An 11957-nucleotide genomic window follows, 5' to 3' on the forward strand; every position below is an offset into this window, starting at 1 on the left:
CCTCGATTTGATCGATTTCCTGCCGAAGTTGAACGATATCCGTCCTACTTTTATTGCACGGTGTAGCCGCCATCGAGAACTACGGCCTGGCCGGTTACTCCTTTTGCTTTGTCGCTTGCTAAAAATGCGGCGTAATCCGCGATTTCAGAGGCAGATAATAAACGTTTTTGCGGAACGAGCGGATAAATGACCTCTTCTAGTACGCGGTCCAGCGGGACATTCCGCGTTTTTGCCAGATCGTTTAACTGATTTTGGACAAGCGGCGTATCGACATATCCCGGGCAAAGGGCATTGACCGTAATGCCGTGTTCCGCTCCTTCAAGCGCCGCGACTTTCGTTAGCCCGATGACGCCATGCTTGGCGCTGTTGTATGCTGCTTTTCCTGCGAACCCTATCAAGCCGTTGATCGATGCCATGTTAATGATTCGTCCATACCCTTTTTCCTTCATAAGCGGAAAGACGTGTTTTATCCCGATAAAAGAGCCGGTCAACATCACTTTGACAAGCCATTCGAACTTTTCAACGGGGAACTCCTCAATTGGCGACACGTGCTGGAGACCCGCATTGTTGACTAAAACATCAATCGTACCGAACGTATCCGTTGTTTTTTTCAAACTTTGCTGAACTTGTTCTTCATTCGTCACATCACAGACGATCGGAAGTGCCGCGTAGCCTTCCTCCTTAAGCCCTCCCGCTGCTTTTTCACACTTGTCGCGGTCCAAATCGCAAATGGCGACGTTCGCGCCTTCCCTGGCAAAAGTCTGAGCGATTTCAAATCCGATTCCACTGGCCGCACCTGTAATAAAAGCGACTTTCTCCTTTAATAAGGTTGACATATGGTTCTCTCCCCTCGTAATCTCTTTAAACGATGCCGGTGAGGCTGTACACGCCGATAATGAAAAAGACGGCGAGTGTCTTAATGATCGTAACGGCGAAAATATCGCGATACGACTGGCGATGGGTCAATCCAGTCACGGCAAGCAATGTAATTACCGCACCGTTATGAGGCAGTGTATCCATTCCCCCGGACGCCATGGAAATGACCCGGTGCATTACTTCCGGCGGGATATGAAATTGCTGGATTGCCGCGATATATTTATCGGACATCGCGCTCAGTGCAATTCCCATTCCTCCAGAAGCTGATCCTGTTACTCCAGCAAGGGTTGTCGTCGTGACGGCCCCATTGACAAGCGGGTCGGTAAATGTATGGGAAATTCCCTTGCTGATAACCGCAAATCCTGGAAGGGAAGCGATGACACCGCCAAAACCGTATTCCGCGCCTGTGTTCATGGAAGCGAGCAGTGCACCACCGATGCTTGTATTCAGGCCTGACTTCATATTTGCCTTTACTTTCTTCCAATCAAACAAAACAGTGGCGATAATTCCGACAAGAAGCGCTAATTCGACTGACCAAATAGCCGCTACCGCCGAAATCTCCACCTTGCCAAACGCCTCTAATCCGATTAATTTAAAATCGAATCCGTTCGGGTACCATTTCGGCAGCATAATTGTAAATATTTTGTTCATGACCCCGACAAGTATGAGTGGCACAAACGCAAAAATCTGGCGGGCGACGCTTTCACGAGCTACAGGTGTAATGGCCCTTTCTGCTTTCGCCTCAGATTCCAGCGCGGCCGCCATTTCCGGATGATCCAAAGGCAAGTATCCTTCCCCTGCCTTTTCCGCTTTCCTCCTCCGTGATTCTAAATAAAGCATGCCGACGGCGAAGACGAATACCGCACCAATAATCCCGAGTATGGGCGCCGCGTAAATATCCGTTTTAAAAAAGGAGGTTGGAATGACGTTTTGAATTTGCGGCGTTCCCGGCAGGGCGTCCATCGTAAACGTAAAGGCGCCAAGCGCAATCGTCCCGGGAATGAGCCTTTTCGGAATGTTCGCTTCACGGAACATATTGGCCGCAAATGGGTAAACGGCAAAGACGACAACGAATAAGCTGACACCGCTGTACGTTAAAATCGTCCCTAATAAAACGATGGCCAGTATTGCCCGTTTTGCCCCGATCAAGCGGACGATCGTTTTCGCAATCGACTCGGCAAGCCCGGACATTTCAACGACCTTCCCGAAGATCGCGCCTAATAGGAACACCGGAAAATAAAGCTTGATGAACCCGACCATCTTTTCCATAAAAACGTTTGAGAAAAACGGAAGAACATATCCCGGGTCCGTCAATAAAACGGCGAGCAGCGCACAAATCGGAGCAAATAAAATGACTGAAAAACCGCGATAAGCAACAAACATTAATAGTCCTAAAGCTAAAAGAATAATAATAAGCTCCAAACCCAAATCCCCCTTAAGTTTATTTTCCAATCAAAAAGTAAACGCTTTCAACTCATGCTTCAACCTCCTTTGCTTATTGATCTAGCAATTTTCATGCCAAATAAAAAAATGCCTTTCCCTGCGGAAAAACCTCGCTTTCGCGATTCCGGAAAAGCGGAAAATTCCGTTTTTCCGGAATCAATTTTAGCTTAAATTCCGTTAAGTCGGAATTTTAAGAACAAAACTCATGTTTTGGTATAATTGAAGTAGATTATTTCGGTTGGGGAGATTAAGTGATGGCAGGAATCGACAAACTTCCGTATGAATGGATTAAGGAAATTATTAATGTCATAGCGGAAAAGATCGTCGTGATTAACCGTGATGGCATCATCGAATACATTAATTCGGCGTATTGTGAGTTCCTCGGAACAACAATGGAGGAAGCAATTGGAAAACCCGTTCAGGAAATTATCGAAAATACTAGAATGCACATTGTCGTCAAAACCGGACAGGCGGAAATTGCATCCGTTCATCCGATCAAAGGGAGCGAAATGATCGCTAACCGCTATCCACTTTATATCAATGGGGAAATTGTTGGAGCGGTCGGAACAGTTAGCTTCGGCAACCCGGAGGAATGGATGGATTACTCTGAGCGGATTCAGCCACTGCTTGCGGAATTGAAATATTATAAAGCAGAATTTCAAAATGAATTGAGAAGCAAATATAATTTTAATGATTTAATTGGCGATAGCCCAATGTTCCAGGCCGCGAAACACCTGGCAGAACGGGCGGCGGGAAGCCAGTCGGCCGTTTTATTATTAGGCGAGTCCGGAACGGGGAAAGAACTATTTGCCCATGCGATCCATCAGACAAGTCCCCGCGGGCATTTTTCTTTTGTCCGGTTAAATTGCGCTTCCATCCCGGAGCACTTGTTTGAATCTGAATTGTTCGGCTACGAGGAAGGCGCATTTACCGGGTCAAAAAAAGGCGGCAAAAAAGGAAAGTTTGAACTTGCCCATTGTGGAACGCTTTTCTTAGATGAAGTCGGAGATATGCCTCTTCATATGCAAAGCAAGCTTCTTCGCGTTTTGCAGGAAAAAGAAATCGAGCGTGTCGGCGGCCAGTCGCCGATTCCCATCGATGTTCGAATCATTGCCGCAACGAATCGCAATTTAGAAAAAATGGTCGAGGAAGGCCATTTTCGCCAGGATCTTTATTATCGGCTCAATGTCATGAAAATCAATATTCCTTCTTTAAGAGAACGTAAAGAAGATATTTTGCCGATTGCGAAAGTATTATTGAAAAAGCTTGAACGCAACTTCCACCGCCAGGGGATCGAACTTTCCACCGAAGTCATCCGCCGTTTTGAAGCCCACTCATGGCCCGGCAACATACGGGAACTGGAAAATGTTTTAGAAAGAGCGGTCAATGTCCTGGATGGAAACATCATTCACGTTGCCCATTTGCCGCTCTATCTTCAAGACAATCACGTGTATAGAGAAACGGCTCACATTCAACCGGATGACGTTCATCCAGCAGAAGAGACGATTCAGCCCTTAAAAGAGATTGTAGCTGCGGCCGAAAAATCAGCAATAAAGAAAGCCCTACAGTTCACAAACGGAAATAAAAGGCTGGCCGCTAAAATGCTCGGGATCGGGAAGACAAGCTTTTACGACAAATGCAGGACGTATGAAATTGACTAGTTCACACAAGCTATTCTCACTTTGAAGGATAGCTTTTTTATTGAGGGAAAAATAAGGGAATCTCTTATTGCAAAGGTGAAGTTGATGTTAGAGAATGGGAAAATTTCTTCGGGGCAATTTAAAATTTTAGTGATTTTATTTACGATCGGAGGCAATATTCTAATCATTCAGTCTCCTCCCGCCATCATGGCGAAACAAGATGCGTGGATTTCGGCTGTTTTCGGTTTACTATGCGGACTGCTTATCGTCTGTTTATTTGATGTGTTACACAAGCACTACCCGCGTCTAACATTCGTAGAAATGGCTGAAAAAATTCTAGAAAGATGGGGCGGTGGAACGGTTTCTTTTCTCTTTCTCTTCTATCTTCTTTTACTCATTCCGACACAGTTTTGGGAAATGGGAAATTTCATGACATTGGAGATTTTACCGAATACACCTGAAAAAGCGGTTACGATCACTTTTCTTTTAGTCGTTCTTCTGGCTGTTCACCTTGGTCTGGAAAACATTTCTCGGAGCGCTGAAATTTGTTTTCCTATTTTGTTTTTTCTATTATTTGTTCTCGTACTTTGCCTCTTACCCAAAATTAAGATTGAAAATATACAACCCGTTTTAGAAGAAGGATTTAAACCCGTCTTCAAAGCATCTTTCACCCTGATTGCCTTTCCGTATGTAGAACTTTTTGTACTGCTTATGATCTTCCCCTATGTTCAAGAAAGGAAAATAAGGAAAAGTATTCTTGTTGGAGTCCTGGTTGGAGGGGGAATTTTAATAGTCATTACATTGGTGACTATTTTAGTTCTTGGCTATGATATGACGGCAAGATACATTTATCCGAGCTATGCGTTAGCGAAAAAGATCAACATTGGCAATTTTGTGCAGCGAATTGAGGCCGTGCTCGCAGTGATTTGGATTATCACGATTTTTTTCAAGACAAGCTTGCTCGTGTATTCGATGACCTTGGGGCTGGCGCAACTTTTAAAGCTAAAAGAATACCGTCTTCTTCTTTTTCCGACGGGAATGATCCTCGTTGTCTTAACTGATATCATCGCTCCAAATAACGCCTACTACAGTTCTCTTGCAGTCTTTTGGCCGTTTTTTGATTTTTCTTTCGGACTTCTTTTACCATTGTTACTGCTAACCATAGGTTTGCTCCGGAAAAAGTTTGAGAAAGTCAAACCAAAGAAAACTTAAACTGTTTCCATACTTTATTCTGTTACAACCCTCTCATGAAGATGAAGGGAAATTCAATGGTTGAGATTTTTTTCATCTGTCTATACTGGGAATATGCGGGAGCTGGTGAAATTTCCCGTCTAATGAAAAGAGGGGAGAGTTGAGTGTGAATCAAGTCATCGAGGCGGTAAAAGTTATTTTTCTCGTGGCAGTTGGCGGAAAATCGGCAATTGTTGAACATGTCGAGGAAAACGAATATGTACACTTATAAAATTCAATATAAGGTCTCACCATAATGTCTGCTCTTACCTCTAATTCGAAGAGCAGACATTTTCTTTCTTCTTATTATTTGTAAAAGCTGTATTGCAAGTGAACACCTCACGTAGTGAATCAAGCGCTTGCCTTCCGTTTTTTCCTCGTGCATGTATGCAATACAATCCCCGTTTTCCGTACAACATGCTGACACTTAACAAGCTTTTGGCGTTTGAGACAAAACCATTGCATTGTATATCAATTTGACACTGCTTAAAGGCATTCGCTGTCTTCACAATTTCCAAAATCGTTTTAGACTTCAATTTTTCCGGAACAAGAATATACGTTTTCATTCGTTTCCCTTCCTTTTCCTTTTTGTTTCATCTCCAGTGTATACGGTGAATGTTAAGGAACGATAAAGGGGCTGTAAAAAATCAAGCAGGGTTCTATGAACTTGTTTTGATCTTCTCTTTGTCGATAGTTTGTTAAAATTGTAGATTAATTGTAAATTTTTTATTAAAATAAGATTGATTGTTCATTTAAAGAGAATAACAACCTATGAACTACATCAAAAGCTCTCTTATTTGACATCAGTGTGGCGGCTACCCCATTTATCGGGCAAGGCAAGCCATTTTCTTGATCAAAAAAGGAGGCCAATGATGAATAGAGTAAGCATGGTACTGCTAGCTGGCGGGGTCGGAAAGCGAATGAAAATGAACGTTCCTAAACAATTGTTAACAATTGGCGGGAAACCGATCATTGCCCACGTACTCGAAAAAATAGAAATGATTGACGAAATTGCTGAAGTCATCATCCCATCCCCAGAAAACTACATCGAAGAAACGATTATGACGATCAATGACCATCAATTCTCAAAACCTTTTCAGGTCATTGAAGGCGGCTCTTCCAGACAAGAATCCACTTACAAAGCATTGCAACATGTCCAACATGAGCACGTTATCATTCACGAAGCGGTTCGGCCGTTTGTCTCAAAAGAAGAATTTATTCATCTCATTCATTGTGAAGAAGAAAACGCCATCTATGGACTCGACATCCCATTTACCGTTTTAGAAGGAAAAGAATACATTGAAGGCAATCTAGAGCGCGACAGACTTGTCAACATCCAGCTCCCGCAAAAATTCAATACGGAAAAACTCCTCGCCGCACATGAAAAAGCCCATCACGAGATGAACGAATTCACCGAAGATGCGAGCCTCTATTTCCACTACTACGGCGAGAATATCAAGGTTTTGGAAGGGACGGAATACAACATTAAGATTACCAAACCGATTGACCGTAAAGTTGCAGAAATCATTTACAAAGATTATGTATTGGGGAGGGAGTATAGCGAATGAAAACGTGCATAGTAACAGGGGCAAGCCGTGGAATTGGACGGGCCATTGCGGTCAAATTAAGTGAACGAAATGATATTGACAATTTGATTCTTGTAGCAAGAAGCAAAAACGATTTAAACGAAACCGTCAAATTGATGAATGAACAAAAAAATATTTACTCTTACAGCGTCGACTTAACCAATTCGGCGGAAACGCAAAAGCTCGTTCATTCGGTTGGCCAGGAATTCGGCACAATCGATTTATTGTTTAACGTCGCAGGTTACGCTGAACCAAAGTCACTTTTGGAAACGACGCTCGAAAATTGGGAAACGACCTATAAAGTAAACGTTCAATCCGTCTTTATGATCACGAAAGAGGTTGTCAAATTCATGAAGAAAACCGGCGGGAAAATTGTCAACGTCGCATCGACAGCCGGAATGAGCTCGCGGCCGGGCTGGCTCGCTTACGCCTCATCGAAAGCGGCTTTAATCAGTATGTCGCAAACATTGTCAGATGAATTGGCGGAGTATGGCATTAAAGTGTATTGCGTGTCTCCGGGACGATGCGCGACGGAACTTCGGCGAATTCTCGCTCCGGACGAAGACCAGAGCAAAATCATGCAGCCAGAACACGTCGCTGATGTCGTCAACAACTTGATTTCCGATCACGGACTTTGCCTTGACGGCCAAAACATCGTCATTCGCCAGCAGCCGCATGTGCAACTTCAAACGGTAAGCAACAAAACAGAAACCGCATCACCATCGCGTTAATGCGTGTGGGGATATTTCATCAATTCCCTTTTTTAATAAAGAGGTGTGTATGTTGGAGGATTTTACATTGACTGAAAAACTGGCTATCGCGCAAACGGCCCTGCTTATCCTGATCTTTCTCTCGCTCAATAAAGGGCTAATTAAAAACAGCTTTAAAAAAGGGAAAGTTTTTCTTAAACGTTTGATAGTCGTTAGCATTTATTATGCTTCCCGTTTTTTCCCCCGTTCCAAAAAGATCATTGTATTTGGCGCTGAGAACGGCAAAGCTCTAAGGGGGAACCCGAAGTATTTGTTTTATGAAGCAATCAAAGAAGACCGGGTGCGCTGCATGTGGATTTTCAAAAGCAAGAAAGCGGTCAACGAAGCGCGCCTGCTTGGATATGAAAGCTATTATTTTCGCTCGCCGAAAGGTATCTATTATCAGCTTAGGGCAAAACTCTTTATTCACTCGCATTCGATCCATGATGATTTCAACCGTAGCTTGCTTGGCGGCGCGATTTCCGTCTGCACGTGGCATGGAGTCGGTTTGAAAAAGGTATTTGGCGCGAATAAAAAGACGTTCACGTACAAAACGATTCATGAGAAAAACCGGATCAAACGATTTTTCAACATGTTTGTCGTACGAACGCAAAACGCCAAAGAAAGCTATGTGATTTCAACAAGCGATGAAGTATCATCCTATTATCCTGAAACCTTCCTCGTGAAAAAGGAAAATTTGATTCAAATGGGGCAGGCAAGAAACGACATCTTCTTTAAGCAGACCGAAGAGGATGAGAAGTTTCCTGAGTATATTAAGAAAAACAAAATCATTACGTACATGCCGACCCATCGAAACTTCGGAAAACTGGATGACAATATTAACACCGTTATGGATTTGCGGGCGCTTGATGCATTTTGTGAAGAAAACGGCTATTTGTTTTTGGTCAAACGGCATATGTATTCAAGCGGAAGGGTTCCAAAAACATTAAAAAATATCATCGATGTATCGAATGACAATCTTGACCCGCAAATGCTGTTAAAGTATACGGACATTCTCATTACCGATTATTCGAGCTGCTACACCGATTATTTATTGCTCGACCGGCCGGTCATCTTTTATTGCTATGACTTGCAAAAATATTTAACCAAGTCGAATGAAATGTACTTTGAATACGAAGATGTGACGCCAGGCCCGAAAGCGAAAGACTTTGACGCATTAATGCAGGCTCTCTATGATGCGGTAAATCATCAAGACGGCTATCGACAGGAGCGGAAACGTGTCCTTGATATTTTCTACTCCGAGGAAAACCAGGCTCCTGTCACAGAGAAACAAATGAAGTACATTTTCGAACACATTTTGAAACTCGATAACGTGAAGAAACAAGACGTAAAAAAAGACAATAAACAGCAAATAACGGCATAATAAACGAGCCCTTGCGGGGGCTCGTTTTTTAAGTAGTAAACATTGATCAAAAATATCATCTGGTAAGAGTTCATCATCATTGAATAAATCAAATCATATCTATAATCAAGGGTCTTTTAAAAAGCTTTTTTAAATGTATGAAACACTTCCAACAAACCTAAATTCATATCCATTTTTAATTACTTCTTTTTTTCTAGCATTATACTTAAAATTATAAAGCAAAATTGCTGAATTAGTATCTTTACAAATTCCAGTTATATTCATTGCCTCAAATCTTGGAATTACTACTTCGTCGTATGAACACCCGGCAATCAAATCTCTTACATTTTCATTACTCCTATCATGAACAACCCTTTCTAAAAAATCCTCGTCAAAATCATCTATGTCTATATTAAAATCAGTTAAAAAGGGAGAAGGGAGAAAGTCACCATCGTCAGTATAAACTAATTCAACATAATTCGATAAAAGTTCTTCATTTTTTATATTACCAATCCATAACGAAACATAACCCTTCTTTTCCATACATATCCTTCCTCGTTTAATGACTAATTTGCAATCCTTTCGATAAAGCTTCTACTCCACTTTTTCATTTAAAGTACTCGGTTCCATATACTACACTTGCATGTAAAATGTCATCTCGCCTGGTAATTGTGCTTCTCACAAAATCCAAATATTAAATCAATACTCCATGATGGTATTACCTTCATGAACTCTGAATTTCAAACTGGTCTCATTCATGTTGTTCTTACTTCACTAATAACAAAAGCACCTGTTGCCTAAAAGGCAACCAAGTGCTTTATTGTTTACTTTTCTTCAAATTCCTTCATTCTCTCTATTAAATCTAAATCTATCTGTTCTTTGTTTTGACTTATATATTTATATTCAAAATACTTAATTCTATCTGTTGGACCAAATTCACTTTCATGCCAATTTGTATAATCAAAATGTACGTTTAATTTACCTGTATCATTTAATAATAATGTCACTGAAAACCAAGGATCTTGGTCATTATCAGTAAAAACTTTTTGGAGTTCAACAGTAAGTTGAAATAATTTATGTAGTTCTTTATTATAAGCCCTCTTATCTACACTATATAATTTTGGAATATAATGTGAAAAAATGTGTTGTTCCTCACCTTTGGGCGTAAAAAAGAAGAAAACTCCTCCTTCTCCCTCCTTGACTTCACCATTAAAACAGAAATTATCCCATTCAGTTGGAATCATATCATTAACCTGTTGTGCAATTTCTTTATATAACTCGTTTAATTCTGTTTCAAAACTCATCAATATCAGCCTCCTGATTTATTTTCAATCTCGCGAATCACTGGAAATTGTCCTTCAATTTCATATTCGACCATAAAGGAAACCGGTCGCATTGAATTATTAGAATAGATCGGTTCAATACTAACAGAGACTTTCTTGGGCGGTACCTCTTTCAATGCATTGGCCCACTCAGTCTCCATTTCGTACCAAACTCCACCCCTCCTATTAATTTGACTATTTTGTGGTACAAGATTATCAATATCAGGAGGACCATTAAATTGTGCTCCTATTAAATGTCCGCCATCATCATCTGGTAATCTGTCTTTTCCCCCTACATTTGCCTGAGCATATTTATTTCTATTAGCCTTTTTCAATACAAGTTCGGGAGCATCTACATTTACAATACGTCCAAGTTTATCGGTAGTATATTTGTAGTTATCATTGGTTACGTACTTAGTATTTGGGAGTAGTTGTTTCTTACCATTTTCACCTTTTATTATGTGCTTTCCAAAATCAATTTCTTTAACTTCGTTGACTATATTACCATTACCCGTACCCTTACCCCCACCCCCACGAATACGATGATTCACATCAGGCGCATCCGGACCGTTCGAAAACCTTTGCCATAATTCTTCTTTTGTAACAAATTCGTTTGCCGGAACATGTAATCCTTCTGGTGTGATCATTATCGTTTTCGGAGCCAGGCGAATCCTTTTCACTCTTTGCACAAACTCCACCGATTTATCTTTGGCCGCTTTCAGTTTCCCTAATGCCTTCAGTCGACTAACCCTGGTTATGTCGCTTACTTTTACTGCCAATTTAAATTCCCCGTATGGAATGACGATTTGAGCGGCGATATTCCCGACATATTCCGCCCGGCTGTAAGCGTCTCCGTTTACAATATCTCGTTTCCATGAAGCATAGATCGCAGCCCCCGCATATATAGCGGTCTCGATGCGGTGCTGATCGGCATAATCAATCGCTTCAAGCGTTTCTCGAGGATGCATTACCATATCAAACGTATCTGTGACCATGTCTTTTGCCGCGTGTCCTGCTCCCGCTGCAAGTCCTTTCGTCGCTCTCCATGAAATGTCTGTATAATGTTCGATTTTGTCCGCTATTTTGAACTTTTTCAGCAAGTTGTCTACTTCTTGTTCCTCTTTTGTCAGCCTGGTCCCCCTTGATCCTGTATTCGAAATCACTTTATTTATAAAATGATAGTTTCCAATAAGCTTTCCAAAAAAGGCGGCACGGCTGACTGCATTACCGTATAATACTTCTTTTTTCCACGCCTTCCACATCTCTTCTAACGTATGGATTGGATGTACGATGGAATCGGCCCAAACGTTGAAAGGAAGTATATCGCCAAGTCCTTCTGCAAACGCAATAAAGGGATTATCGGCACGTTGTTTCAAGAGGGTTCCACTTTTCGTCGGCCTGCGCTTATTTTCCATCAATTGAATAAGCTGATCCAATTGATTGGCTGCAGATGTTACTTTTGATACGCTTTTTTCGTCAAGATCTCTTAATTGATGAATGGTCTCATGGAGATATCGTCCAGAATTGTGAATTTCCGAATCAAATTCCGCCGTAGAGATAGGAGCGCCTCCGATTAAATCGCTAATGCTAAAAAAGGTTTCGTTAATTTCGTTTACTTTATCATGCGTGAATCGTGTCAGTTTGTCGAGTCCATTTTTTATATCATGTTCAAGAAAATCTTCCCGGATGATGGCCTCATTTGTTTCAAAATCTAATATTTCATTTTTTATACCGTTTAATCGATTCGT

The 11957-nt window shown here is 41.5% G+C and carries 11 protein-coding genes; 5 read left to right on the forward strand and 6 right to left on the reverse strand.

Going from position 1 to position 11957, the window contains the following annotated elements; all coding sequences use genetic code 11:
- Positions 1-50: 50 nt before the first annotated feature.
- Positions 51-836, reverse strand: coding sequence for a 3-hydroxybutyrate dehydrogenase (locus H538_RS0120960; RefSeq protein WP_026679243.1), 786 nt, complete (start codon positions 834-836; stop codon positions 51-53).
- Between the two features lie 25 nt (positions 837-861).
- Positions 862-2298 carry a GntP family permease gene (locus tag H538_RS0120965; protein WP_026679244.1) on the reverse strand — a complete coding sequence of 479 codons (1437 nt, stop codon included), beginning with the start codon at positions 2296-2298 and terminating at the stop codon, positions 862-864.
- A 275-nt stretch (positions 2299-2573) separates the two neighbouring features.
- Here H538_RS0120965 and H538_RS0120975 point away from each other — a divergent pair, with 275 nt between their 5' ends.
- On the forward strand, positions 2574-3980 hold the full coding sequence (locus H538_RS0120975; RefSeq protein ID WP_026679245.1) for a sigma-54 interaction domain-containing protein: 1407 nt from the start codon (positions 2574-2576) through the stop codon (positions 3978-3980).
- A gap of 84 nt (positions 3981-4064) precedes the next feature.
- Positions 4065-5171, forward strand: coding sequence for a GerAB/ArcD/ProY family transporter (locus H538_RS0120980; RefSeq protein WP_035351830.1), 1107 nt, complete (start codon positions 4065-4067; stop codon positions 5169-5171).
- Positions 5172-5461: 290 nt separating this feature from the next.
- On the opposite strand, the gene H538_RS0120990 is transcribed toward H538_RS0120980, so the two are convergent.
- Positions 5462-5755 carry an HPr family phosphocarrier protein gene (locus H538_RS0120990; RefSeq protein ID WP_026679247.1) on the reverse strand — a complete coding sequence of 98 codons (294 nt, stop codon included), beginning with the start codon at positions 5753-5755 and terminating at the stop codon, positions 5462-5464.
- 306 nt (positions 5756-6061) lie between these two features.
- On the opposite strand from H538_RS0120990, the gene H538_RS0120995 reads away from it, so the two are divergent.
- From H538_RS0120995 to H538_RS24710, 3 genes are all read left to right on the forward strand, one after another.
- A complete protein-coding gene (locus H538_RS0120995; protein ID WP_245595292.1) occupies positions 6062-6757 on the forward strand; it encodes an IspD/TarI family cytidylyltransferase in 696 nt (231 codons plus the stop codon).
- Positions 6754-7506, forward strand: coding sequence for an SDR family oxidoreductase (locus H538_RS0121000; protein WP_026679249.1), 753 nt, complete (start codon positions 6754-6756; stop codon positions 7504-7506). The genes H538_RS0120995 and H538_RS0121000 overlap by 4 nt, the downstream gene beginning before the upstream one ends.
- Before the next feature lie 67 nt (positions 7507-7573).
- Entirely contained in the window at positions 7574-8908 is a 1335-nt protein-coding gene (locus H538_RS24710) for a CDP-glycerol glycerophosphotransferase family protein (protein ID WP_161627225.1), read from the forward strand.
- A 129-nt stretch (positions 8909-9037) separates the two neighbouring features.
- On the opposite strand, the gene H538_RS0121010 is transcribed toward H538_RS24710, so the two are convergent.
- The 3 genes from H538_RS0121010 to H538_RS25845 all read right to left on the reverse strand — a co-directional run.
- On the reverse strand, positions 9038-9430 hold the full coding sequence (locus H538_RS0121010; RefSeq protein WP_026679250.1) for an immunity 22 family protein: 393 nt from the start codon (positions 9428-9430) through the stop codon (positions 9038-9040).
- Positions 9431-9711: 281 nt separating this feature from the next.
- Positions 9712-10191, reverse strand: a complete 480-nt coding sequence (locus H538_RS0121015) for an immunity protein YezG family protein (protein WP_026679251.1) — start codon at positions 10189-10191, stop codon at positions 9712-9714.
- A 5-nt stretch (positions 10192-10196) separates the two neighbouring features.
- Positions 10197-11957: DNA/RNA non-specific endonuclease (locus tag H538_RS25845; RefSeq protein WP_211235587.1), on the reverse strand; the 1761-nt coding region annotated here is incomplete at its 5' end.

It is taken from the genome of Fictibacillus gelatini DSM 15865 (assembly GCF_000430745.1).
GTDB lineage: Bacteria > Bacillota > Bacilli > Bacillales > Fictibacillaceae > Fictibacillus_A > Fictibacillus_A gelatini.

Bases quoted from the DNA above. Each gene is read 5' to 3' on its own strand.
- H538_RS0120960 (WP_026679243.1), bottom strand. From the start codon at position 836: ATGTCAACCTTATTAAAGGAGAAAGTCGCTTTTATTACAGGTGCGGCC.
- H538_RS0120975 (WP_026679245.1), top strand. From the start codon at position 2,574: ATGGCAGGAATCGACAAACTTCCGTATGAATGGATTAAGGAAATTATT.
- H538_RS0120980 (WP_035351830.1), top strand. From the start codon at position 4,065: ATGTTAGAGAATGGGAAAATTTCTTCGGGGCAATTTAAAATTTTAGTG.
- H538_RS0120990 (WP_026679247.1), bottom strand. From the start codon at position 5,755: ATGAAAACGTATATTCTTGTTCCGGAAAAATTGAAGTCTAAAACGATT.
- H538_RS0120995 (WP_245595292.1), top strand. From the start codon at position 6,062: ATGAATAGAGTAAGCATGGTACTGCTAGCTGGCGGGGTCGGAAAGCGA.
- H538_RS0121000 (WP_026679249.1), top strand. From the start codon at position 6,754: ATGAAAACGTGCATAGTAACAGGGGCAAGCCGTGGAATTGGACGGGCC.
- H538_RS0121010 (WP_026679250.1), bottom strand. From the start codon at position 9,430: ATGGAAAAGAAGGGTTATGTTTCGTTATGGATTGGTAATATAAAAAAT.
- H538_RS0121015 (WP_026679251.1), bottom strand. From the start codon at position 10,191: ATGAGTTTTGAAACAGAATTAAACGAGTTATATAAAGAAATTGCACAA.